General features: G+C 67.0%; 16 protein-coding genes and 1 pseudogene. 4 read left to right on the top strand and 13 right to left on the bottom strand.

Features of this window, described 5'->3' with window-relative positions; all coding sequences use genetic code 11:
• Nucleotides 1–33 precede the first annotated feature (33 nt).
• The gene (locus tag AC0L6G_RS06055; protein ID WP_293825799.1) at nt 34–2,667 is read right to left on the bottom strand and encodes a TonB-dependent receptor domain-containing protein; all 2,634 of its coding nucleotides are present in this window, start codon (nt 2,665–2,667) and stop codon (nt 34–36) included.
• Between the two features lie 217 nt (nt 2,668–2,884).
• Between AC0L6G_RS06055 and AC0L6G_RS06060 the strand changes: the two genes are divergently transcribed.
• Nucleotides 2,885–3,973 carry an ABC transporter ATP-binding protein gene (locus AC0L6G_RS06060; RefSeq protein ID WP_293825797.1) on the top strand — a complete coding sequence of 363 codons (1,089 nt, stop codon included), beginning with the start codon at nt 2,885–2,887 and terminating at the stop codon, nt 3,971–3,973.
• A 32-nt stretch (nt 3,974–4,005) separates the two neighbouring features.
• On the opposite strand, the gene AC0L6G_RS06065 is transcribed toward AC0L6G_RS06060, so the two are convergent.
• The 11 genes from AC0L6G_RS06065 to AC0L6G_RS06115 all read right to left on the bottom strand — a co-directional run bounded on the left by AC0L6G_RS06065 (nt 4,006) and on the right by AC0L6G_RS06115 (nt 21,374).
• Nucleotides 4,006–7,218: a discoidin domain-containing protein gene (locus tag AC0L6G_RS06065; RefSeq protein ID WP_473252986.1), complete on the bottom strand. Its 3,213-nt coding sequence runs from the start codon at nt 7,216–7,218 to the stop codon at nt 4,006–4,008.
• 164 nt (nt 7,219–7,382) lie between these two features.
• A complete protein-coding gene (locus AC0L6G_RS06070; RefSeq protein ID WP_473252987.1) occupies nt 7,383–8,198 on the bottom strand; it encodes a carbohydrate ABC transporter permease in 816 nt (271 codons plus the stop codon).
• Nucleotides 8,199–8,343: 145 nt separating this feature from the next.
• The gene (locus AC0L6G_RS06075; RefSeq protein ID WP_473252988.1) at nt 8,344–9,276 is read right to left on the bottom strand and encodes a carbohydrate ABC transporter permease; all 933 of its coding nucleotides are present in this window, start codon (nt 9,274–9,276) and stop codon (nt 8,344–8,346) included.
• Complete coding sequence (locus AC0L6G_RS06080) at nt 9,273–10,541, bottom strand: sugar ABC transporter substrate-binding protein (protein ID WP_473252989.1); 1,269 nt, start codon at nt 10,539–10,541, stop codon at nt 9,273–9,275. The genes AC0L6G_RS06075 and AC0L6G_RS06080 overlap by 4 nt, the downstream gene beginning before the upstream one ends.
• Nucleotides 10,538–12,013, bottom strand: coding sequence for a glucoamylase family protein (locus AC0L6G_RS06085; RefSeq protein ID WP_473252990.1), 1,476 nt, complete (start codon nt 12,011–12,013; stop codon nt 10,538–10,540). The genes AC0L6G_RS06080 and AC0L6G_RS06085 overlap by 4 nt, the downstream gene beginning before the upstream one ends.
• Nucleotides 12,014–12,088: 75 nt before the next feature.
• Entirely contained in the window at nt 12,089–15,142 is a 3,054-nt protein-coding gene (locus AC0L6G_RS06090) for a TonB-dependent receptor (protein ID WP_473252991.1), read from the bottom strand.
• Nucleotides 15,143–15,192: 50 nt separating this feature from the next.
• A complete protein-coding gene (locus tag AC0L6G_RS06095) occupies nt 15,193–16,266 on the bottom strand; it encodes a LacI family DNA-binding transcriptional regulator (protein WP_293825787.1) in 1,074 nt (357 codons plus the stop codon).
• A gap of 330 nt (nt 16,267–16,596) precedes the next feature.
• Nucleotides 16,597–17,496, bottom strand: coding sequence for a 3-hydroxyisobutyrate dehydrogenase (gene mmsB, locus AC0L6G_RS06100; RefSeq protein WP_293825785.1), 900 nt, complete (start codon nt 17,494–17,496; stop codon nt 16,597–16,599).
• 28 nt (nt 17,497–17,524) lie between these two features.
• Nucleotides 17,525–18,574 carry an enoyl-CoA hydratase/isomerase family protein gene (locus AC0L6G_RS06105; protein WP_293825783.1) on the bottom strand — a complete coding sequence of 350 codons (1,050 nt, stop codon included), beginning with the start codon at nt 18,572–18,574 and terminating at the stop codon, nt 17,525–17,527.
• The gene (locus AC0L6G_RS06110; protein ID WP_293825781.1) at nt 18,571–19,749 is read right to left on the bottom strand and encodes an acyl-CoA dehydrogenase family protein; all 1,179 of its coding nucleotides are present in this window, start codon (nt 19,747–19,749) and stop codon (nt 18,571–18,573) included. The genes AC0L6G_RS06105 and AC0L6G_RS06110 overlap by 4 nt, the downstream gene beginning before the upstream one ends.
• A gap of 122 nt (nt 19,750–19,871) precedes the next feature.
• Nucleotides 19,872–21,374: a CoA-acylating methylmalonate-semialdehyde dehydrogenase gene (locus tag AC0L6G_RS06115; RefSeq protein WP_293825842.1), complete on the bottom strand. Its 1,503-nt coding sequence runs from the start codon at nt 21,372–21,374 to the stop codon at nt 19,872–19,874.
• A gap of 145 nt (nt 21,375–21,519) precedes the next feature.
• Here AC0L6G_RS06115 and AC0L6G_RS06120 point away from each other — a divergent pair.
• The 3 genes and pseudogenes from AC0L6G_RS06120 to AC0L6G_RS06130 all read left to right on the top strand — a co-directional run.
• A pseudogene (locus AC0L6G_RS06120) lies at nt 21,520–21,936 on the top strand (LysR family transcriptional regulator); the annotation flags it as partial.
• Between the two features lie 85 nt (nt 21,937–22,021).
• Entirely contained in the window at nt 22,022–22,378 is a 357-nt protein-coding gene (locus AC0L6G_RS06125) for a LysR substrate-binding domain-containing protein (RefSeq protein WP_473252992.1), read from the top strand.
• Between the two features lie 100 nt (nt 22,379–22,478).
• On the top strand, nt 22,479–22,805 hold the full coding sequence (locus tag AC0L6G_RS06130) for a TonB family protein (protein WP_293825778.1): 327 nt from the start codon (nt 22,479–22,481) through the stop codon (nt 22,803–22,805).
• Here AC0L6G_RS06130 and AC0L6G_RS06135 read toward each other — a convergent pair.
• Entirely contained in the window at nt 22,795–23,190 is a 396-nt protein-coding gene (locus AC0L6G_RS06135; RefSeq protein WP_293825776.1) for a MerR family DNA-binding protein, read from the bottom strand. The genes AC0L6G_RS06130 and AC0L6G_RS06135 overlap by 11 nt on opposite strands.
• Between the last annotated feature and the right edge of the window lie 49 nt (nt 23,191–23,239).

Here is a 23,239-nt window from a genome sequence, read left to right on the forward strand (position 1 = left end):
CCGACCGATTGCGGGCGCAAACGCGCTCTGGCCTCAGAACCGCTTGGTCAGGGCGACGCTGAACACCCGCCCGCGCGGATCGGCGACGACGGGATCGTAGCCCAGGGCGAACTGGGCCAGGGGCGGTGCCTTGTCGAACACATTGACCACGCCCAGCGCCAGGTCGATATCGGCGCCGAGGGTGCGGCTGTACAGCATATCCGCCGTCGTCTGGCTGGCGATGGTCGTATCGGTTATGCCGCTGCGGTCGTTGCGATAGCCGTCGGTATAGTGGACCAGGGCCGTCAGGGCGCTCGTCCCGCCGCTCCATCCCAGGGCGAACTCCCCGCGATTGCGCGGCAAAGACCGGCCGATATTGCTCAGATTGGTCGAGCCGACGCCCGATGTCCGGGCCGCACCGTCGTTCAACCGGATGTCGTAGCGGTCGACATAGGTCCAGGTCGCCGACGCCGTCGCCCGCCCGCCCCACAGGTCGCGGCCATAGCGCGCGGCCAGATCAAGCCCCTGCGTCTCGATGGACGAGGCGTTGACGAAATACAGCTGCACGAAGGTCAGGGCGCCGCTGGGCGAGCGGGTGATGCGCGCCTGCGCCGGGGTTCCTGTCCGCCCCGCCGCCGTATCGGCCGCCGCCTGGTCGATGAGGCCTTGCGCCGACTCCTTGATCACCTGATCCGCATAGTCGAAACGCCAGGCGTCCAGGCTGAACTCCAGCCCGTCCAGCGGCCGCCACAAGGCGCCCAGGCTCAGGCTCTCGGACTTCTCGGGCTTCAGCCCCGCATCGCCCGAGGTCAGGGTGTTGACGAAGACGAAGGCGCCCCGGTCGAACACCGACGGCTGCGACGCCTGAGCCCCGGACTGGGCGTAGACGGACGGGGCGCGGAAGCCCTGGCCCCATGAGACCCGCAACGCCAGCCTGTCCGTCGCATCCCAGCGGATGGCGGCCTTGGGACTGAACCGTCCCTCCCCGTTGTAGGATTCGTAGCGGCCGGCCAACTGCCCCTCGATCCGCTCGCCCAGATGGAGGCGCGCCTCGGCGAAGGCGGCCAACGCCTCCTGATCGCCCTCGAAGTCGGGGGAATAGCCGGCGGTCAGCAGGTCTCCGGCGTTGACCAGATCGCTCCAGTCGTGCCGGAAGCCGCTGCGGCGATACTGGACGCCCAGCGCCAGATCGATAGCTCCGCCGCCCCAGGCCAGGGCCTGACCGCTGGTCGCGGCGTCCGCCGTGGTCAGGCTCGCCGCGCCCCGCAGGCCGGTATAGCCGATCAGGCTGTCGATCAGGGCTGCGCCATTGGCTGTGCCGGTCCCCAGCCAAGCGCTGCCGAACGGATTGAAATACTGGCAGGCGCCGACGCCCGCCGTCCCCGTCGCCGGATCGCAGCCCGCCCCGCCGAAGCCGTTCAGCGCCCTTTGCAACGCGCTGCCGATGGTGTCGGGCTTGTCGTATGCGACGTGCTGGCGGCTGCTGGTCGCGGCCAGGGTCCAGGTCCAGCCATTGGCGAACTGTCCGTCCAGACCCGCCGACAGGCGCCAGGTCTCGTATTCGAAATCGGCCGCCGACGCCCCGGCCTCCGCCCCCAGCAGCCGCCCCCGGAACAGCACCGCCTCGCCGAACGGATTGTCGGGGTGCGAGGCCGGGACCATTAGCGACTGGGCCAGGATCGGCAGGGACGGCGTCTGGCGCGCGCGGGTCCGGGTCGACGACCAGGCGCCTTGCAGCGACAGGTTCATCTGTCCGACAGGCCGACGCCAGTCGGCGAACGCCTGCGTCCGTGTCTCCTCCGGCGCCAGGTCGAAGAAGTCCGAATAGTCCAGCCGGCAGAAGGCGTCGCTCGGCGTATTCAGATAGGCGCTGGCGAAGGCCGGGTCTCCGCAGGCCGGGTCGGGCGAAAAGCCATTGCCGCTGGGCCGGAAATAGGCCCCCGGCTGGCCATAGCTGGTCACGGCCGTCCATGCCGCCCGGCCATAGCGTTCGGCCTGGGTGAAGTCCCGTTCGTCCGATCCCAGGGCCGACCGGTGGAAATGCGACGCCGCCAGCGTCAGATTCCCGCCCAGCAGGTCCAGTCCGCCGATGGCCTGGATCACGCTCTCTTCCGACCCGTCGGCGACCGCGTATTTCGCCGAAACCTCGGGCCGGCCCACGTCGTGACGCGTGATGAAGTTGACCACGCCGGCCACCGCATCCGAGCCATAGACGGCCGAGGCCCCGTCCTTGACCACCTCGACCCGCTGCAGCGCGATCATGGGTACGAGCGAGTTGATGTCCACGAAGGCCGCGCCGTCGGTTGCGACAACGGCGCTGGTCGTCCAGCGCTGGCCGTCCACCAGGACCAGGGTCGAACCGAGGCCGAGATTACGCAGATTGAACTGGGCCGTGCCCGAGCTCTGGGGCTGGTTCAGTTGATCGACCTGGGCTTCCGATCCCGCATTGGCCGTGACCAGCCGCACCAGTTGCGAGGCGTCGGCGACCCCCGCCGCGTCCATGACGTTGCGCCCGACCGTCTCGACCGGCGCGATCCGGTCGCCGCCGGCGATGCGGGAGCCGGTCACGACGACATCTTCCACCTGCGCCTGGTCCTGAGCCCCGTCTTGCGCCTGGGTGGGAGCGCTCGCAGCCGCCGCCAGCCACGCGCCCGAAACGGTCGCCATCAAAAGCCTGCGCTGCGCCATCGTCGTTCCCCCTGCGGTCGGTGGCGGCTTCTAGCCAGCGGGGCCGTTTTGTGAAAGACGAATTTTGCAATTTTGCAATTTTCGTCGCCGACCAGGCCATCTTGCCCGCTACGCCGCGCCCGGCCGCGACGGATCGCGCAGACATCACGGACGCCATTGATCCGGCGATGTAACCGGTTACGGTGCGCCAAAATAGAAGCCGCAGGAAACAGGAAGCATGGCGAACGTCCGTCTGGTCGACGTGAAGAAGGCGTTCGGCGCCGTCGAGGTGCTGAAGGGCGTCGACCTGGAGATCGCCGATGGCGAGTTCGTGGTCTTCGTCGGCCCCTCGGGCTGCGGCAAATCCACCCTGCTGCGCACCATCGCCGGTCTGGAAGAGGCGACGACGGGCCAGGTCTGGATCGGCGACCGCATGGTCAACGACCTGTCGCCGTCCCACCGGGGCATCGCGATGGTGTTCCAATCGTATGCGCTCTACCCGCACATGACGGCCTATGAGAACATGGCCTTCGGCTTGAAGCTGGCCAAGACGGACAAGGCCGAGATCGACTGCCGCGTCCGCGCCGCCGCCGAGGCGCTCGGCATCACCGATTATCTGGACCGCAAGCCCAAGGCCATGTCGGGGGGCCAGCGCCAGCGCGTCGCCATCGGCCGCGCCATCGTGCGCGAGCCCCAGGTCTTCCTGTTCGACGAGCCCCTGTCCAACCTGGACGCCGCCCTGCGGGTGCGGATGCGCTACGAGTTCGCGCGACTGCACGCCGAACTGAAGACCACCATGATCTACGTTACCCACGACCAGGTCGAGGCCATGACCCTGGCCGACCGGATCGTGGTGTTGAACGGCGGGCGGATCGAACAGGTCGGCGCGCCGATGGACCTGTACGAACGCCCCGCCAATCTGTTCGTCGCAGGGTTCATCGGCAGCCCGAAGATGAACCTGTTAGCCGCCGAAATCGTCGAGGCGGCTCAGACCGGCGCGACGGTGAAGACCGCTGCGGGCGAGACGATCCGCATCGCCGTGGATGCGGGAACGGCCAAGGCCGGCGACGCCGTCACCTTGGGCGTCCGCCCCGAACACCTGACCATGACCGGCGACGACGATGCCATGACCGCCGAGGTCATGTTCGTCGAAACCCTGGGCGCGACGACCATGGCGCACCTGAAGCATCCGGCGTCCGAGGATACGCTGACGATTCAGCTGGCGGGCGACCTGCGGGCCAAGGCCGGCGAGCGGTTGACGCTGCACGTCCCGGCCAAACAGGCCCACCTGTTCGACGCGAACGGCAAGGCGTTCCGAAGACTCTGATCCCTCTCCTACCGGGAGAAGGAAGCCGTTCTTCAACGCATCTCTACCCGCCGCGCGCCCACCGGTATCGTCAGTTCGTCGCCTGACCACGCCGCCGCACGACCGTCGATCCGCACCCGTTCGGGCCGCCCCTGCCCCGCCGGCCATTGCAGCACGAACCCGCCCGGTGGGGTCGCGCCGTCGCCCAGGGTCAGCACATACCCCCGCCGTTCCTTGCGATAGGCGTAGGTCAGCGGGCCGTAAGCAGTGCGAAGACCGCGCACCCCGACGCCCTCCCGCGTATCCAGCCACCGCTCCGGCACGCCCGCCGCCAGCACCAGGGCGTGGTCGCGGTCCCGCTCGTAGGCGAACAGGTCCAGCGCCGAGCGGATATAGTCGGAACTGATCCAGGCGTGGGGCATGTCGCCGATGAAGCGCGGCTCGCGCTTGTCGCGGCCCACCACCTCGGCCCAGCCGTTCCAGGCCTCGGGCCGGCGGTCGGCCATCAGGAAGTCCAGCACCGCCAGCGCCCGCTCCTTCTGGCCCAGCCGCACGAAGGCCCCGACCAACCGCCATTCATAGGGGGTGTAGTCCTTCCACGCCGTGCGGTTGCTCAGCCGGTTCTGGAAGTTTTCCCAATAGAGGTCGAAGGTTCGCGCCATCAGCTCTGGCGGCAGATTATCCTGCTCGCCCGCCGGCGACAGGGCGATGGTGGTCGAGGTGGCGTCGAAGTCGCCCCGATCCGCCGCCCCGGCGATCCAGTCGATTCCATGATGCGCCGCCGTCGCCGTGATCGAGGCGCGGATGTCTGCGGCGAACTGGTCTCGGGTGGCGGCGTAGCGGGCGGCGGCCTCTGGGTCGCCCAGGGTCTCGGCGATGAAGACCGCGTCCCTGTAGCCCAGCAGCCCCCAGAAATCGTCCCAGTAGGAATAGGCCGCCTTGTCCGAATAGCCCTCGTGGCTGATCGTCGGCGGCAGCAGGCCGTACAGGTGGCGCTGGTCCGGCGTCTGGAAGGCCGCCGTCCGTGTCGAGGCGCGCAGCTCGTCCATATAGGCGATGGCCTTCTGCACCTGCGGCCAGACCTGACGCAGCAGGGCCTCGTCCTTGGTGTAGCGATAGGTTTCGGCGGCCAGGAAGACGAACTCGCCATGGCTGTCGTTCTCGGGCACCGGATCGGCGCCGCGCGCATCGACGCAGCAAGGGACCTTGCCGTTCTCGAACACATAGGGGGCGTACCAGCGCAGATAGTCGGCCGAATGCTCGGCCATGCCCAACCGGTTCAGCCCCTCGGCCATCATCGCCCCGTCGCGGATCCAGGAGCGGTTGTAGCTGCGGGTGCCGGGTTGCAGGATCGGCCCCTGGCGCGACATCAGCATATGGGCCAGGGACGACTTCAGCGCGTCCTCGATCCGCTGGGCCGCCGGCGGCAGGGTCAGTTCGACCCGATCAAGTTTCGTGCGCCATTCGGCCGCCAGTCGGGTCTCGACCGTTTCCAGCACAGCCGCCGCCTGCCCCATCGGCTCAGGCGCGAGGGCGTTGCCGGACAGGGGCGACACCCAACCCACGGTGCGCGTCTCGCCGGGTTGCAGCGTCACCTTATAGGTCAGGGCGGCGGAGGCCAGACCCGTGGCGTCCGTCGTCGCCGCAGGATCGCCCGCTGGACGCAGCGCCGACGGCAGGACCAGAGACTGCGGATCGCCGCCCGTATCGAAGGTCGCCAGCGCCACCTGATCCGGCGTCGCCAACGGCTGCACCCGAACCGCGTCGTTCAAGATCAGCTGGCCGCCGTCCCAGGCGATCTTCTCGACCGGGCTGACCCCGCCGGGAATCGCCAGGAACTGGCGCGGCGCATTCACCTGCATGGGCCGTGCGGCCAGGGCCAGGGTCAAGGTTAGTGGATGGGGCGAGGTGTTGGTCAGATCGTAGCGCCCCCACAGCTGCGCCTGATCCGGCGCGCCGTCGGCGAAGCTGGTGATCTTCAGCGTCCAGTCGTCGGCGGTCCATGTGATCTTCGGGATCGGCAGGTCGCCGTCCCTCAAGCCCTGTTGGATGCCGACGTCGGCCCAGGTGATCAGTCGGCCGTTGTCGACGACGAAAGGCTCGATGCTGGGTCCGGCGCGACGGAGTTCGATGGCGCCGTCCTCGCCGATCAGACCGCTCTCCCCGCCCCCGTCGACGCCGACCAGCGTCCAATAGGACTGCTCTCCGGAGAAGCCGCGCGGATAAAGGCCGCGCCGATTCTCCTTGGCCACCGCCTCGACAAACACCGTCGCGTCGGCGCCGAAGGCCAGCGGCTCGACCTCGATCTCGTTTAGCGCATAGGTTGTCGCTTGGGCCGCGCCCAGCCGCTGGCCCGCGCCGGACGAACCGACGACATCGGAGGCGGGAACGGGCTTCAGCGGTTCCAGCCTAAGCCAGCGCGCCGTCGCCTCGGGCGTCCTCAGCCAATCGACGCCGCCGTTTCCGCCCGCGACTCTCGCCAGTTCCCGCCAGTCGCGCCCGTCCAGCGAGGTCGAGACGCGATAGCCCGCCGCCGCGCCCCATTCGCCCCAGCGCAGGGTCAGGCCGCCGAACTCGCGCTCGTAACCCAGGTCCAGGGTCAGGACCGGGCTTCCGTCGATCGGCGGGGCCCAGGCGGTCCTGGCGTTCAGGTCCACGGCGCGCGACGCGGTGGAAGGCGAGCGGCCGTCGCTGGCGACCGGCTGGGGCGGGACCGCCGGATCGAGCGGCAGTTCGCGGATCGACAGTTGGTCGATGTCGATGAAGCCGCGACCGCCCTCGGCCGCCACCACGACGAACTCGACCCGCTCGGCGCGGCGCAGTTCGGTCTCGGGGCTGGGGCCCCACGCCTTGGACACCTGGCGCCGCTTGATGACGAACCGGGTCCAGCCTTCGGGGAAATCATAGCGGGCCGTCTGTTTCCACCAGACGTTCTCGGCCGAGGCGTCGGTGAACTTGACCTCGAAGGTGTTGGTCGGCCCCGCGCCGCGCACCCAGAAGCTGATCTCATAGTTGTCGGGCAGGTCGAACGGAAGGGCGCGCGCCGCGAAGGCGTAACCCGCCTTGCCGTTGAAGTTGTAGGTCAGCCGCACCGCCCGCCCGTCATGCCCCGCGACCGAAGACACGGTCGAGGACACGTCGGTGGAGGCGTCGGCCGTCCAGGCGGCGGCGTCCTCCATTTCATCCAGCACCTTCGTCTGCTGGGCGAAGGCGGGGGCGGCCATCAGGGCGACGCCGAGGGCGATGGCCGAGGTCAGAGAACGCATTCGGACTGCTCCAGATTCAGTCTCCTCTCCCCGTCATCCTTAGGCCTTGTGCCTAGGATCCATAGACTCCGTCGAGAGCGGGGCGCGCCTTCGACACCGGGTGTATGGATCCAAGGCACAAGGCCTAGGATGACGAACTTGAAGCGGAGGAACGGCTTCGAAGATCACCCCTTCACGCTGCCCGCAAGCATGCCGCGGATGTAGTAGCGTTGCAGGGCGAGGAAGAGGATGAGCACGGGAGCGACCGTGACCACGGCGCCGGCCATCATCAGTTCGATGTCCTGCACATGCTCGCGCGACAGGGCCGCCAAAGCGACCGGCAGGGTGTAGTTTGACTGGTCCGTCAAGATGATCAGCGGCCACAGGAAGTCGTTCCAACTGCCCAGGAAGACGAACAGCCCGAGCGTCACGATGATCGGCTGCAACGTCGGCAAGACCACGCGGCGGAAGATCTGGCCCTCGCCGGCGCCGTCGATCCGTGCGGCCTCTAGCATCTCGTCGGGAATGCTTAGCGCATATTGGCGCACCAGGAACAGGCCGAAGATGGATGCCAGCCAAGGCACCAGCGCCCCGGCATAGGTGTTCACCAGCCCCATCCCCTTCAGCATCAGGAACAGCGGCAGGGTGCCGATCTGGGCCGGCACCACCAGGGCGGCGACCAGGAACTGAAACAGCCGTTCGCGTCCCCTGAACCTCAGCTTGGCGAAGGCGTAGCCGGCCGGGACCGTGAACCCCAAGGCCAGGATCGTCGCCAGGGTCGCCAGGGCGAAACTGTTCCACAGATAGCGGCCCATACCCTGGTTCAAAAACAGGTCGCGATAATGCTCCAGCGTCCAGGTCTTGGGCCACAGCGGCGGCGGGAAGACAGCCGCTTCGCCGGGCGCCATGAAGCTGACCGACACCATCCAGACCAGCGGGAACAGCACCACCAGGGCGATGAAGGCGACGGCGAGGTTGAGGAGGATGGACCGAAGTTTCATCGTCCTTCCTCCTCTTTCGTCGTCATCCTAGGGCTTGTCCCTAGGATCCAGACTCCCGGTGTCCGACGATGGCGCACCCTGCGGATGCACCGAGCGTATGGATCCTCGCCACAAGGGCGAGGATGACGGATGTGAGGGGAGCAACTCATTGATACGCCCCCACCCGCTTGGCGACGGCCAGTTGGACCAGGGTGATGGCCAGGATGCACAAAAACAGGACGAAGGCGACGGCGCTGGCGGAGCCCAGGTTCCACCATTTGAAACCTTCCTCGTACATGAAATACAGCACCGTCACCGTGCTCTGGGCCGGCCCGCCCTGCGTCATCACATAGGGCTCGGCGAACAGCTGAAAGAAGCTGGCGACCGAGATGATCGAGACCAGCAGCAGGGTCGGTGCGATGGCCGGCAGGGTGACATGGCGGAACTGCTTCCACGGCCCGGCGCCGTCGATGCGCGCGGCCTCGTACAGGTCGTCCGGCACGGTCTGCAGCACAGCGAGGAAGATCAGCATATTGTAGCCGAAGATCTTCCAGACCACGAACATCAGGATGGCGGGAATGGAGGTGGAGGGGTCGCCCAGCCAGTCGATTGCGGGCAGGCCGATGCTCTCAAGCCCCCAGTTGATCACGCCGTAGCGGGTGTGCAGCAGATAGCGCCAAACCACCGCCGTCGCGACCAGGGTGGTGACGTAGGGCGCGAAGAACATCACCCGCCAGATCGGCCGCCACTTCACCACCCGCGCATTCAGGATCACCGCCGCCGCCAGCGACGCCGCGATGGACAGCGGAACGCCCAGGACGGCGAAGGTCAGGGTGTTCTTCATCGCCCCCCAGAACAGGGGGTTGGTCAGCAGCCGCTCATAGTTCTGCAGCCCGACGAAACGCAGGTTGTCCAGGTCGGCCAGGGCGTAGATGTCGAAATCGGTCAGGCTGAGCAGCAAGGCCGCGAGCACCGGAATGGCGAAGAACAGGCCGATGGCGATCAATGCCGGTGCCACGAAGGCCCAGGCCGCGCGCTCGCGGGCGCCGACGCCGCGCGCCCGCCTGACCGGCGTGACTGTGGGATCGGCGGCGGTCATGCGGCCCTGCCCTGCTCCATCATCCAGCGGCGCTTTTCCAGCAGCCGGTCGGCGCGGCGGTCGATCTCGGCGGCGGCGCTCTCGGGCGTATGTTCGCCACGCACCATCCGCTCGGCGACGATCTGCATCTCGGTGACGATCCGTTCCCATTCGGGGACCTTGGGCACGGCCCTGGCCCGTTCCAGCTGCCCCTTGAACGGCGCCAGCATAGGGTCGCGTTCGACCTGGGCCAGGCCCCAGGCGCTCCGACGCGCCGGCAGGTCGCCGACGATGGCGTTGAAACGCGCCTGGACGGCAGGCTCCGACAGGTATCGCACCAGAGCCCAGGCCGCGTCCTGATGCCGGGACGAAGAGAATACGGCCAGGCTGGACCCGCCCGGCGCCGACGCGCCCGGCCCCTTCGGCCCCGGCACCCCAGCCGTAGCCCATTGCGGCTGGAACGACGCCGGCAGCTTGCTGCGGAAATCGCCCACGCTCCACGGGCCGGAAAAGTAGAAGCTGAAATAGCCCTTGGCGAACTCGGTCCAGACGTTGGAAATCTGCGTCGAAGACGCCAGCGGCGCCAGGCCCTCGTCGAACAGGCTCTTGTAGAAGGCCAGGGCCGAAACGAAGCCGGGGCTGGAGAAGTTTCCGCGCGTGGCCCGGTCGCGCAGCAGGGGTTCGTCGACCTGAAGCCCGAAGGTCAGAAGCTGCTCGAACTCGTTGAGCGGCAACAGGATCGCATAGTTTCCCTGACCCGCTGCGAGCTTGACGCCGTGCATCGCCCGCTTCCATTCGGCCCAGTCCTGCGGGGGCGCCCCGAACCCGGCGCGGGCCAGCAGATCCTTGCGATAGAACAGCAGCCGCGTATCGACATACCAGGGCGTCGTCATGGCCCGGCCGCCGATCTCGTTGGTCTCCAGCACCGCCGGAAATTGGTCGCTCAGCAGGTTCGCGGCCTCGGGCGGGGTCGGCGACAGGGCGCCGATGGCCGTCAGTTCCGCCACCCAGCTGTTGCCGATCTGGCTGACGTCCGGCAGCGAGGCCCCGGCGTAGGCGGTCAGCAGCTTCTCGTGCGCCGCTGTCCACGGCAGGGGCTGAACCTCGACGCGGACGCCCGGATGGCGCCGCTCGAACTCGGGCGTCAGCTGGCCCACCGTCCCACCCTCGTTGCCCATGGCCCAAAAACGCAGCACGATCTCGCCTGATCGGCGCGGGGCGCAGGCCGCCGCCGCCCCGCCCGCCATCAGGGCCAATGCGCCGCGTCTATGGGGCGCCAGGTTCATCCGTTCATCCAGCCGCCGGTGAAGCCGGCGATGTCCAGCGCCCGCCGCAGATTCGGCTCGCCGCGCATGTAACGCCAGACGAACTCAGACCTGTGGTTCTCGGTCATGATGACGATCGGCCCCTGGTCGATGCCCAGATAGTCGCCGTCCACCCAGCCGACGCCATCCACGATCCGGCCGTGCTGCAGCGGCCCGTCCCGCACCGTCAGCGTCGGGTTGAAGCTGTCGAGGAAGCCCCATTCCGTATAGATGGCCGAACCGTATTTCGCCCTCATCGCCTTGACGCAGGGCACGACGATCTCCGGCGCGAAGGCGATGGAGCTGGCCGCCGCCGTCGGCGCCAGGGTGCCGTCGTCGCGTTCGCCCGGCCCGCGCGCGGAATAGCTGAAGAATTCGCGTTCCTTGCCGTCGATCAGCTGTTTGAAATCGCCCGGCCCGTCGCACGCCGTCAGCCCCCAGACCTCGGACGTATAGCCCGCCCAGCCGCCCGGGTTGTCGTGGGCGTATTTCTGCTGGGCGTAGACGGCGCGGCGGCTGTTCTCGAAATAGTCGAGCTGCTCGCCCAACTGAGCCGACTGGCCGCGCATCCAGGCGTCCTGGATGCCGCGGAAGTCGATGAACATATGGCTGTACTGATGGCCGAAGATGGGGGCGAAGTTCAGGTGCCAGCTGCCCCAGCGGTCGGTCCAGCTCTCGTCGTAGCTGGCGGCCCATTCGTGCCAGACATTGACCGACACCGGATACGTCGGGCTGCCGATGGCGAGCAGCAGCACCAGCATCCCCTCGTTATAGACGTGCCAGTCCGAGGGGATGAAGCCGCTTTCGGGATGCCAGCCCATGGTGATGCGGTTGTCGCGGATCACGGCCCACGGCCATTCGATCCGCTCGTAGAGGGCCTGGGCCTTCTGGCGGATTTCCGCCTCGTCGGCGTGGCGGCCGTCGAAGTAGCGGGCGGCGAATAGCATGCCGCCGATCAGCAGGGCGGTGTCGACGGTGGACAATTCGTTCTGCGCGAACCGCAGCCCGGTTTCCATGTCTAGGAAATGATAGAAGAAGCCCTTGTGCCCCGCCGTCCCGGTCGGCTCCGGCCCCTGCGGCAAATCATGGAAGAAGCGCAGCGTGGTCAGGGTGCGCTCGCGCGCCTCGGCCCGGCTCATCCAGCCGCGCTCGACGCCCACGGGCCAGCAGGTCAGGGCGAAGCCGACGGCCGCCACCGAACAGAAGGACGGCGTGGGCCAGCGGTCCGGCGTCAGCCCGGTCCGGCGATCCGTGACCTTCACGAACCAGCGGAAGGTCCTCTCCTGAAGCTCCTCGATCTCACGGTCCAGCCGCAACGGCCGCCGCTGCGTCCCGTTGACCGCTCCCGTGACCGCCGAATTCGCCGCCTGTCGCGCTTCGGCCATAACCGGAACCCCGACCGCCAGAGCCGCCGCACCCGCCGTTGTTCGCATCAGGAAGTTTCGGCGGTTCATGGGCACGCTCGCACAACAGAAACGTAAAAGAAGGGGCCGCCTTCCGACAAGCGAAAGACGGCCCAGGCTCAGGTCTTAGAAGGAGTAGCGCAGACCGACTTGGAAGCTGCGCGTCGGCAGGAAGACTTCGGTTCCCGCGCCATAGCGGGCGCTGTTGAAGCCCGTGTCGAAGGACTTGTAGTTGGTGAAGTTGAAGATGTTGATCGCGTCGGCGATGAACTCCACCCGCTGTCCGCCGAAGACATCGAAGCCCTTGGTCAGGCGTAGATCGACCTGGCGATAGGCGAAGTTGAGGCCAGGCAGGAAAGCTCGCTTCTCGGGGTTTCCTGCGTTCCAACAGATGTTGGGGCCGCCGGCCGGCGCGTCCGGACAATCGTTGATGTTGTACGGCATTCCCGAACCCAGGGTGACGATGCCTGACAGCAGGAAGTCAGCGGGCAGACCCAGCGTACCGGAGGCCACGATACGATGACGCTCGTCGGTCGACGACCGATACTTGGGCGACAGGGCCGGCACATTGTAGTCGAAGTCGAAAGCGCCGTAGCCGTTGTCCCGGCTGCCGTTCTGGGTCGCGTCCATATAGGTGTAGGCGACGTTGAAGCCCCAGCGGTCTTCGGCGTTATAGGGTTTGTCGGCGGTGATGTAGATCGCCTTGTACTCCCGTTCCTTGTCCGTGTTCTGGAAGAAGATGGCGTTGCGGAACTGGGGGAATCCGACCGATGTCGGGTTTGGACCGTTGAAGCGGCCTCCGGTCTCGTTCAAGGCGTTGGCGATGTACCAGGCGGACTCGCCCTTGGTGCGACCGGCGGCGAGGGTCAGAGCCGTCTGCCAGGCGCCGAATTTCTGGCGTACGCCGAGGTTGAACTGATCGGTGCGCGGCGGTTCGAAATCGTTCTTGACCAGGAACACCTCGCCTGAACCCGGGCTCGCCGCCAGCAGAGGGTCGAGACCGGCCGGCGTCAGATAGGACGCATTCCACGCCACGGTGTTGGTGAAGGTCGGATTGCCCGACCCGTCCGTGCCCGTCTGAATCGGCGACCCATCACGCGTGAAATAGATGGTCTTGTTGAACTGGAACGGCTTGAAACGCTCGTCGAAGGCGAAGTTGAAACCGATCCGATCATAGTAGCGGCCGGCTCCGCCGAAGACGACCGTCCGTTCGTCCCCGAAGACATCGTAGGAGAAGCCAAAGCGGGGCTGGAACGCGCCCTTGAAGGCCTTGCGATCACCGTCGGAGATGTAGTCGTTCGGATTGAAATAGGACGGGAAATCGTAACCTGGCAGATTTTGGATCGCAGCCAGCATGTCCCGGATCGAATCGGGCGTGCGATAGTCGTTGTTGACGGCGTTGTCCTCGTAGTCCCACCGGATGCCGAGGTTGATTTCCAGCTTGTCCGTGATCTGCCAGTCGTCCTGAATGTAGAGACCGATGACGTTGTTATCCACATCGGCCGGCGGCACGGCGACGCCGAGATCCACGGCGACGGGAATCTCACGGCTTCCATTGATTTCGGGCCGGGCGTCGATGTCGTAGGTGAAGGTCGGATTGCGACCGAAATCCTTCTGAACGAAATAGTTCTGCATCGAATATTTCGCACCCATCTTGATGGTGTGCGTGCCCATCCATTCCAGGTCCGGTATGGTCAGATCGTTGCGGATCGTCGTGCTTTTCTGTTCCAGAAACTGAGCGTCGGCGCGTCCGCCGGCGGTAAAGACGGTCGAGTTCCGATTGTTGACGTTATACTGGAAGCCCGCGCTGGCCGGGTTGGAGGGGCTGTCCGGCAGGTTGTCGTTAAAGATCACATACTGGCGGCCATAGTCGCCGCCGTTGATCACCGACTGCTCGTAGCTCGACTTCAGATAGTCGATCGAGAACTCGTTCAGGAAATGCTGGCCCTGGAACTGGTGACGCAGGTTGAAGGCCTGGGTCTCGCCATTGTTGCGAGCGGCGCGGCTGGGCGCGTTCTGGCCGCTGGCGCCGCGTATGTCCTCTTCGGTCTTGTATTCGGTGCTGAGTTCCAGACGCTGACGGTCGTCGATCTGCCAGGACAGCTTGCCGAAAAAGACGTCCTGCTCGTAGGGCGTCGAGACGGTGCCGAGGTCCCCGGCGAAGAAGTCGCTGTATTCGGTCCGGTTCAGGAACGACTGGGCGACCCGGTCCTCGTCCTTGCGCTCATAGGCGCCGAAGAAGTGCAGGCGATCCTGGATGATCGGCCCGCCCAGGCTGGCGCCGTATTGCAGACGACGCACCGGGGCCTTTTCGGCGCCGCGACGACGGGAAACCTCGTCCTGCTCGACCCAGTCGGGGTCTTGGTAGAAGACGAAGGCGTCGCCGTGGAACTCGTTTGTGCCCGAGCGGGTGACGGCGGTGATGATCGCCGAACCGGCCTGTTCGTACTCGGCTTTGAAGTTCTGGCTGATGACGCGGAATTCCTGCACGGCGCCCTGCGGGAAGGGCGTGCCGCGGCTGTCGTCCTGACCGGCGACGCCGCCGTCGTTGATCAGCGATTTGCGGTTCTGACCGTCGATGAACACATTGATCGCCTGGGCCGTCTGGCCGCCGGCCGAGATGGTCCGTTCAGTGTCGTCCTCGGTCACGCGCAGGCCGGGGGCCAGGGCGGCGAAGTTCAGGAAGTTGCGGCTGATCTGCGGCAGGTTGTTGATCTGCTGTTGGGTGACGTTGGTCGCGACCTCGGGCGTGCGCACCTCGAACACGCGACGCCCCGTGACGACGATGTCGCCCAGTTCCGTCGCGCCCTCCGTAGCCGCGCCGGTCGCGCCGGTCGCGCCCACGTCGAGATTCAGCGTGCCCACCTGGCCGAGCGAAAGGGTCACGGTTTCCTCGGCCGTCTGACCATCCGCGCTCGTCACCTGCACCCGATAGGTCCCTGGGCGCAGGCCAGACAGCACGTAACGCCCGTCGGTTCCGACGCGCGATCGGGTGGCATAGCCGGTCGATACTTCGGTCGCGACCACGGTGGCGCCGGCCTCGGCCGTCTGCCCGTCGAAGACCGCGCCCCTAAGCGTGGTGGTCGCGTTCTGCGCCTGTACGCCGCCGACGACCGCCAAGCTTATGGCGATGGCCGAGGCGGCGGCCAAGGCGGCCTTGCGTGTAGTGAACGGGTTCATCCTGAGTTCTCCCCTCCTGATGGGATCGGCTGGCGTCGGCATGACGGCCCTCACCCTTTGTTGAACCTGGCGGACGAAGCCGCCGCGGTGGACTGGCGCTCGACCAGGATCGGCCGAACGATTTCGCAAGCGGTGTCCTGGGCGTCGACGCTCTGGCCAGCCTGCACCAGGCCGATCAAGCGTTCGACGCCTCGGCGGCCGATTTCCGCGATATTGACGCGCATGGTGGTCAGCGCGGGCCGCATCAGGGCGGCGATAGGCACGTCGTCGAAACCGACCACCGCGATGTCTTCGGGACAGCGCACCCCGGCCTCCTGAAAGGCCAGCAGGGCGCCGACGGCCATCATGTCGTTGGCGGCGAAGACGGCGTCGGGGCGCTCGGACATAGCCAGCAACCGGGTCGCCACGCGGTGGCCGGACGCCTGCGAGAAGTCTCCCTCGACGATGATCGGCGCCTGGCCGTCCAGGGCCGCGACATAGCCGGCGGCGCGGGTGTCGGCCTCGACGTTGCCGCCGGCGCCGCGAATATGGGCGATGCGGCGACGACCGCCGCCCAGCAGATGCCGGACCGCCGCGACCGCGCCGCCGTGATTGTCGATGACGATGGAGGCGCGCCCCGCCTCGGCCGTTCCGCCGTTCATCAGCAGCACGGGCATCCGGCCGGCGAACTCCGAGGCCAGGTTGGCGGCGCCGAGATGAGGCGACAGGACGATCATCCCGTCCACCCGCCCGCGCATGGAGCGCACGGCGGCGAGGGTGTCGTCGGCGCCGTCATGCGAACTGGACACGATCAAATGCTTGCCATGCGCCCGCGCGGCCAGGTCCATGCCCCGGATCAGTTCCGAAAAGAACTCGCCGAACAGGTCCGGCAGGATCACGCCGATGGTGTCGTTCTTGCTGGTCGACAGGCTGCGGGCGCCGAAATGGGGGACGTATCGCAGATGTTCCACGGCATCGAGCACACGCTGACGCGTGGCGTCGGAGGTGACGCCCAGGCCGTTCAGCACGCGAGAGACCGACGCCACCGACACCTGGGCGCGCTCGGCCACGTCGCGCATGGTGGCGGCCTTGCCGAGAGGCGACCTTTCCCGCCCGTTGGACGACGCGGCGGTCGGTGCGGCCATGTCCAATCTTCGTCTCCCTGACCTATCGTCCCGGCCTCTTATCGAAGATCCGTCGATATAGAATGTAAGCGGTTACATGGCATAGGACTCATCATGGCCGCAAGCGGGCGACGGTCGCAATTCAACCAATTTGCGGCAGCGAGAGCATGGCCGACGGGGCGCCGGGGCATAGCCATCGCAGGACCAGCCTAGAATCTTGTTTATTTCCAATCACCTGGTCGACACCCGCAGGTGGACGCCCATGCCGCCCGCGCGGCTTGGTCGCAGGCGCCCCGCCATAAGCCGCCGCAACCGCCGTTCGGCTTCAGGTCGCGAAGAATCGAAACTTCTTCAAACGTCCAGTTCTGAAAGTCGCCCGCGCAGGAGTTGCAGCACGGCCGAAAAATCCCGCCCGCCATGGCCGATGCCGTCGAACAGGGCGTAGAGGGCTTCGGCCTGGGCGCCCAGCGGCGTCGATGCGCCCGACTTGGCGGCCGCGTCCTGGGCCAGTTTCAGGTCCTTCAGCATCATGGCCGCGGCGAAACCAGCCTGGTAGTCGCGGTTGGACGGCGCGGTCGGAACCGGGCCCGGCCAAGGATAGTAGCTGGTCACGCTCCAGCACTGGCCCGAGGATTTGGACGCGATCTCGAAGAACCGTTCGGGGTCCAACCCCAGTTTCTCGGCCAGGGCGATAGCCTCGCACGTTCCCAACATGGAAATGCCCAAGAGCATGTTGTTGCAGATCTTGGCAGCCTGGCCAGCGCCATGATCGCCGGCGCGGATGGCGATGCGGCTCATCGGCGCCAGGGCCGTCTCGACACGCGCGAAATCGACCTCGTCGCAGCCGACCATGAAGGCCAGGGTGCCGGCGTCCGCCGCCGCCGTGCCGCCCGACACCGGGGCGTCCGCAAAGGCGTAGCCCGCGCCCTTGGCCAGGTCCGCCACTTTTCGCGCCGTCTCGACGTCGATGGTGGAGCAGTCCAGCAGAAGGGCGCTGCTGGGCGCCGCGCCCACGATCTGTTCGGAATAGACCTTCAGCACATGGGGCCCGGCGGGCAGCATGGTGATCACCACCTCGGCGTCCTTGACCGCCTCGGCGACCGAACCGACAGGCGCGCAGCCGACTGAGGCGGCCCGCTCCAGCGCGCTGGGCGACAGGTCGAAGGCGGCGACGGCATGCCCGGCCCTGGCCTGGTTGGCGGCCATGCCGCCGCCCATGTTTCCCAGGCCGATGAAGGCGATCTTGGTCATGGTCTCTCTCCCTATGTCGGCGTCGCTGTCAGGGCAGCGGCGTCCATTTTTCATTGTCCGGCAGGGGCGCGAACAGCGCGTCCAGCGTCGAGTTCTGAACGTCCGCCAGGTCCGCCGGCGACCACCGCGGCGCATTGTCCTTGTCCACGATCACGGCTCTTACGCCTTCCTGGAAGTCGTGCGTGCCGCCGATCCGACCGCTGATCGCATATTCGACGGCCATGTTGTCGCTGAACGACGCGGCCTTGGCGCCTTGGCGAATGTGGCGCAGCGTGACCTTTAGAGAAGTCGGCGACTTGGTCTTCAGCGTCGCCAGTTGCGTCAAAGCCCAATCCGACCCATCGGCCTCAAGCGCCGTAAAAATCTCTTCCACCGTATCGAAAGCGAACAGTCGGTCGATGGCCGCGCGATGCGGCGCCAGCGGCGCGGGCCCTGCGTCCTTGGCGTGGCGCGCAGCCACGGCGGCCGGATCGCCGGGGGCGGCCAGCAGATCGGCCTTCAACGCCTCGACGCCCTCGCTGGGCGTGAAATGGGTGTGGATGCCCAGGGCCACTGTGTCCGCCGCCTTCAGCCGCGCGCCCGTCAGGCCGATCCAGACGCCGGTCTGGCCCGGCAGGCGCGGCAGGAACCAACCACCCCCGACCTCGGGATACAGGCCGATGCCGGTCTCGGGCATGGCGTAGGTGGTCCGTTCAGTGGCGATGCGGACCGCCGCCGGCTCCGAGATCCCGACCCCGCCGCCCATGACGACGCCGTCCACGATGGCTGTGATCGGCTTGGGATAGCCGAACAGCAGGGCGTTCAGCCGATATTCCGCCAGGAAGAAAGCCTTGGCCTGCACGCCGTCGCCCGCCCCGGATTCGGCGATCATGCGAATATCGCCGCCCGCGCAGAAGCCGCGCTCGCCCGCGTGGTCGATCAGAACGGATTGCACTGTCGCATCAGTGCGCCACGCCAGCAGCGCCGCGATCATCGTCTCGCACATGGTACGGTTCAGCGCATGGATCGCCTTGGGGCGGTTCAGCGTGATGCGGCCGACGCCATTTTCGACGCGGGTGATGAGCTCCGCTTCGCTCATTTCGCCATCTCCCGCGCGACGATGACGCGCATGATTTCGTTCGTGCCCTCCAGGATGCGGTGGACACGAAGGTCGCGCACGATCCGTTCCAGCGGATAGTCCTTCAGATAGCCGTAGCCTCCGTGAAGCTGCAGCGCCTCATCTGCGATGTGGAAACAGGCGTCGGTGGCCAGCCGCTTGGCCATGGCGCACCATTTGGTCTTTTCGGGGTGATCGGTGTCGATGGCCCAGGCGCCGCGCAGCACCATCAACCGCGCCGCCTCCAGGTCCGTCGCCATGTCAGCGAGACGGAATTGCAGAGCCTGGAACTCGCCGATCGGTCGGCCGAACTGCTTGCGCGTGGCCACGTAGGCCTGCGCCGTCTCCAGCGCCAGCCGCGCCCCACCCAGCGAACAGGCGGCGATGTTCAGGCGCCCGCCGTCCAGCCCGGCCATGGCGTAGCGGAAGCCCGCCCCCTCCTCGCCCAGCAGATTGGCGACCGGCACGCGGCAGTCGTCGAACTGGACGATGGCGGTGGGCTGGGCGTTCCAGCCCATCTTCCTCTCCTGCGCGCCGAACGACAGGCCGTGTGTGCCGGCCTCGACCACGATCGCGCTGACGCCCTTCGGCCCCTCCCCGCCCGTCCGCACCATGACGACATAGACGTCCGACGCGCCTGCGCCGGAGATGAAGGCTTTGGACCCGTTCAGCACATAGTGGTCGCCGTCGCGCACCGCCGTGGTCCGCAGCGCCGCCGCATCCGACCCCGAACCCGGCTCGGTCAGGCAATAGCTGGCGATCCATCCTTGTGGCCCTATCGCTTCGCTGCTTGAGGGCCGCTCCATCCTAACCAGCGACGGCACGAAGCGCGCGCGCAGGTCGTCGGAGCCGAAGCGGTCGATCATCCACGTCGCCATGTTGTGGATCGAGATGAAGGCCGCCGTCGCCACGTCGCCGCGCGACAGCTCCTCGAAGATCAGCGCCGCCTCGACCCGGCCCAGGGCCATGCCGCCGTGTTCCTCACCCGTATAGATGCCGCAAAAGCCCATCTCGGCCGCCTGTTTCATCACTTCGACGGGGAAATGCTTGTCCTCGTCCCAGCGGGCCGAATGCGGCGCCAGTTCGGCGTCGGCGAAGACGCGCGCCGCGTCCTGAATGGCGCGTTGGTCGTCGTTAAGGGCGAAATCCATAGCCACCTCAACTCGTCATCCTAGGCCTTGCGCCTAGGATCCATAAACCCAGACGCCTGGGGGCCTACTCCGACCACCGGGCGTCTGGACCCTCGCCACAAGGGCGAGGGTGACGGATCGTATTTGGATCAGCGCATCGTCGGAATGACGAACGACGAATCCGCGTGTTCCAGTTCGCTGTCGGGCCAGCGCGCCGTCACGGTCTTGGTCTTGGTCCAGAAGCGGACGCCCTCCATGCCGTGCTGGTTGATGTCGCCGAAGGCCGACCGCTTCCAGCCGCCGAAGGTGTGATAGGCGACCGGCACCGGGATCGGCACATTGATCCCGACCATGCCGACATTAACGCGGGCGGCGAAGTCGCGGGCCGCGCGGCCGTTCTGGGTGAAGATGGCGACGCCGTTGCCGTACTGGTGGTTCGACGGCAGGGCCAGCGCCTCCTCGAAGGTCTCGGCGCGCACGATCTGCAGCACCGGGCCGAAGATTTCCTCCTGATAGGACGACATCTCGGGCTTCACATGGTCGAACAGCGACGGGCCGATGAAATAGCCCTTCTCATGTCCCTGCAGGCTGAAGTCGCGGCCGTCGACCACCAGTTCGGCGCCTTCCTGAACACCCTTCTCGATCCAGCCGGCGATGCGGTCGCGGTGCTGGGCGGTGACGACGGGGCCATAGTGGGCGCCCGCATCGGTCGAGACGCCGACCCGCATGGTCGGGATTTCCGCCACCATCCGGTCGCGCAGTTCGTCCGCCGTCTTCTTTCCGACCGGCACGACCACCGGCAGGGCCATGCAGCGTTCGCCGGCCGAGCCATAGGCCGCGCCCGACAGGTCCTTGATGACCTGATCCATGTCGGCGTCGGGCAGGACGATGCCGTGGTTCTTGGCCCCACCCATGGCCTGGACGCGCTTATGGTTGGCGGCGCCGGTCTGATAGACATAGTGGGCGATGTCGGACGACCCGACGAAGCTGACGGCGTGCACCAGCGGGTGGGTCAGGATGGCGTCAACCGCCGTCTTGTCGCCATGCACGACGTTCAGCACGCCGTTCGGCGCCCCGGCCTCCAGCATCAGTTCGGCCAGACGCACCGGCACCGACGGATCACGCTCGGACGGCTTCAGCACGAAGGTGTTGCCCACCGCGATGGCCACGCCGAACATCCACATCGGGATCATGGCGGGGAAGTTGAACGGGGTGATGCCGGCGACCACGCCCAGCGGCTGGCGCATCGAATAGACGTCGATGCCGGGACCGGCCCCTTGCGTGTATTCGCCCTTCAAGGCGTGGGGGATGCCGCAGGCGAATTCGATCACCTCCAGCCCGCGCTGGATGTCGCCCTTGGAGTCCGCGACGACCTTGCCGTGCTCGCTGGACAGCAGTTCGGCCAATTCGTCCATGTTCGCCTCCACCAGGCGCTTGAAGTCGAACATGACGCGGGCGCGGCGTTGCGGGTTGGTCGAGGCCCAGCCGTCGAAGGCGTTCTGCGCCGCCTGGATTGCGCGATCGACCTCGCCGACGCCGGCCAGTTGAACCCGCGCCTGCACCTCGCCGGTGTTGGGGTCGAACACATCGGCGAAGCGCCCGGACGCGCCGTTGAAGGCGGCGCCGTCGATGAAATGGCGAATGTCGCGCATGGCCTGGATGTCTCCCATGATCGTTTTTCTTGTGTCCGCCTTGCTAGCATCGCCAAGCCGGGCCCGATAATGCGAAGTTGCAGGAACCGATCTGCATTTTTGCGGGGCATGGACCGTGTTCGACTGGGACGATCTGCGCATCTTCGTGGCGGCGGCCAGGGCGGGGTCGCTGGGCGGCGCGGCGCAGCGGTTGGGAGTGGATGCGGCGACGGTGGGCCGTCGCGTGGCGCGGCTGGAGTCGGCGCTGAAATCGACGCTGGTGGTGCGCTCCACCACAGGCCTGCACCTCACGGCGGCCGGCGCCCAGCTTCTGGATATCGGCCTTCAGGCGGAGGGCGCGATGGAAGCGGTCGCCCGCGTGACCCAGCCGGAAACGCTGGCCGGAGTGGTCCGCATCAGCGCCTCCGAGGGGTTCGGCGTGACGCTGCTGGCCCCGGCGCTGGCGGACCTGCGGCGCGCCGGTCCAGGCCTGCGAATCGAACTGGCCGCCAACGCCGGGTTTCTGTCGCCCAGCCGCCGCGAGGTGGACATGGCCATCACGCTGGCGGCGCCGGATGCGGCGCGGCTGATCGTCGAGCCGCTGACGCCCTATCAATTGGCCCTTTACGCCGCCCCCGACTATCTGGCGCGCCGAGGCGCCGCAGACGGTGGAGGCGCTGAACGGCTTCGACATCGTCGGCTATGTCGACGATCTGATCTATGCGCCGGAACTGCGATACCTGGACGAGATCCGGCCCGGCCTGACGCCGCATCTGGCCTCCTCCTCGATCCAGGCGCAGAGGCAGATCATCGCCGCGGGCGGCGGCATCGGCGTCCTGCCCTGTTTCATGGCGACGGGCCTGGAGCGGGTGCTGCCCACGATCCTGCTCGAGCGACGGTTCTGGCTGGCCACCCACCGCGAGGTCCACGACACCGCCCGACTCCGCACGGTGCGCGCCTGGTTAAAGACGCTATGCGCCGAACGCAGCGACGCCTTGAGGCCCCATTCGTGGGCGGCCGGCTGAGGCGATCTGTGCCGCGCAGGACACGCCCCCGAACACAGTTCATCGGTCGGTGGAACATTGGTCGCGATCAAATCTTAATAGGGCGTAAGCGAGACACGCCATGACCCTGATCCTCGGCCTGACCCTGATGACGACCCTGCTGGGCGCGCCCACCGACGCCCTGCCCCGCGGCTTGGCCGATCTTAAACCAGCGCAGGTTCAGAAGGCCTCGACCGTTCCGCAGGAGCGGTTCAGCGTCCGCTTGCGCTGCACCGCCCTGGCGTCCGGCCATGTGGCCGACTGCGTCGTGCTGGAAGAAAGCAAGCCAGGCTATGGCTTCGGCGAGGCGGCGTTGGCGTTGATGAACAACGCCGAGGTCACGCCGATCACGGAAAACGGCCGCCCCGTGGACGCTCCCTTCGAACGCACCATCGACTTTACGCCGTAACAGTCTGTTCGAACGCCTTCAGGATGGGGCAAGGCCCGTCCTGGCTGCGCGCGCAGTCCGACGCCAGCCGCTGCAGCGCCGACCGCGCGCCCTGCAACTCCGCAATCTGACGGTCCAGTTCGGCGATCCGGCCTTTAGCGATGGCGCGGACCTTGGTGCGATCCGTCCCGGCGTCCAAGGTCAGCAATTCCCCGATCTGTGCCAGAGTGAAGCCCGCCGTCTGCGCCTGGCGAATGAAGCGCAGGCGATCCTGATCGGCGGGTTCATATCGCCGGGTCGTCCCCTCGCCCGAGGGCGTGCGTAGCAGACCACGCCGCTGATAGTAGCGAATCGTCTCCACTCCTACTCCGCCGGACTTGGCCAGTCGGCCGATCGTCATCACCATCGCTTGACTCCGTACCACGGTACAGACCGTACACGGGCGAAATCCCCTT

Source organism: Brevundimonas sp. D3-1P (genome assembly GCF_055809335.1).

Coding starts and splice junctions, on each gene's coding strand:
- AC0L6G_RS06080 (WP_473252989.1), bottom strand. CDS start 10,541: ATGAACCTGGCGCCCCATAGACGCGGCGCATTGGCCCTGATGGCGGGC.
- AC0L6G_RS06055 (WP_293825799.1), bottom strand. CDS start 2,667: ATGGCGCAGCGCAGGCTTTTGATGGCGACCGTTTCGGGCGCGTGGCTG.
- AC0L6G_RS06060 (WP_293825797.1), top strand. CDS start 2,885: ATGGCGAACGTCCGTCTGGTCGACGTGAAGAAGGCGTTCGGCGCCGTC.
- AC0L6G_RS06075 (WP_473252988.1), bottom strand. CDS start 9,276: ATGACCGCCGCCGATCCCACAGTCACGCCGGTCAGGCGGGCGCGCGGC.
- AC0L6G_RS06135 (WP_293825776.1), bottom strand. CDS start 23,190: ATGGTGATGACGATCGGCCGACTGGCCAAGTCCGGCGGAGTAGGAGTG.
- AC0L6G_RS06130 (WP_293825778.1), top strand. CDS start 22,479: ATGACCCTGATCCTCGGCCTGACCCTGATGACGACCCTGCTGGGCGCG.
- AC0L6G_RS06105 (WP_293825783.1), bottom strand. CDS start 18,574: ATGAGCGAAGCGGAGCTCATCACCCGCGTCGAAAATGGCGTCGGCCGC.
- mmsB (WP_293825785.1), bottom strand. CDS start 17,496: ATGACCAAGATCGCCTTCATCGGCCTGGGAAACATGGGCGGCGGCATG.
- AC0L6G_RS06070 (WP_473252987.1), bottom strand. CDS start 8,198: ATGAAACTTCGGTCCATCCTCCTCAACCTCGCCGTCGCCTTCATCGCC.
- AC0L6G_RS06090 (WP_473252991.1), bottom strand. CDS start 15,142: ATGAACCCGTTCACTACACGCAAGGCCGCCTTGGCCGCCGCCTCGGCC.
- AC0L6G_RS06085 (WP_473252990.1), bottom strand. CDS start 12,013: ATGAACCGCCGAAACTTCCTGATGCGAACAACGGCGGGTGCGGCGGCT.
- AC0L6G_RS06095 (WP_293825787.1), bottom strand. CDS start 16,266: ATGGCCGCACCGACCGCCGCGTCGTCCAACGGGCGGGAAAGGTCGCCT.
- AC0L6G_RS06065 (WP_473252986.1), bottom strand. CDS start 7,218: ATGCGTTCTCTGACCTCGGCCATCGCCCTCGGCGTCGCCCTGATGGCC.
- AC0L6G_RS06115 (WP_293825842.1), bottom strand. CDS start 21,374: ATGCGCGACATTCGCCATTTCATCGACGGCGCCGCCTTCAACGGCGCG.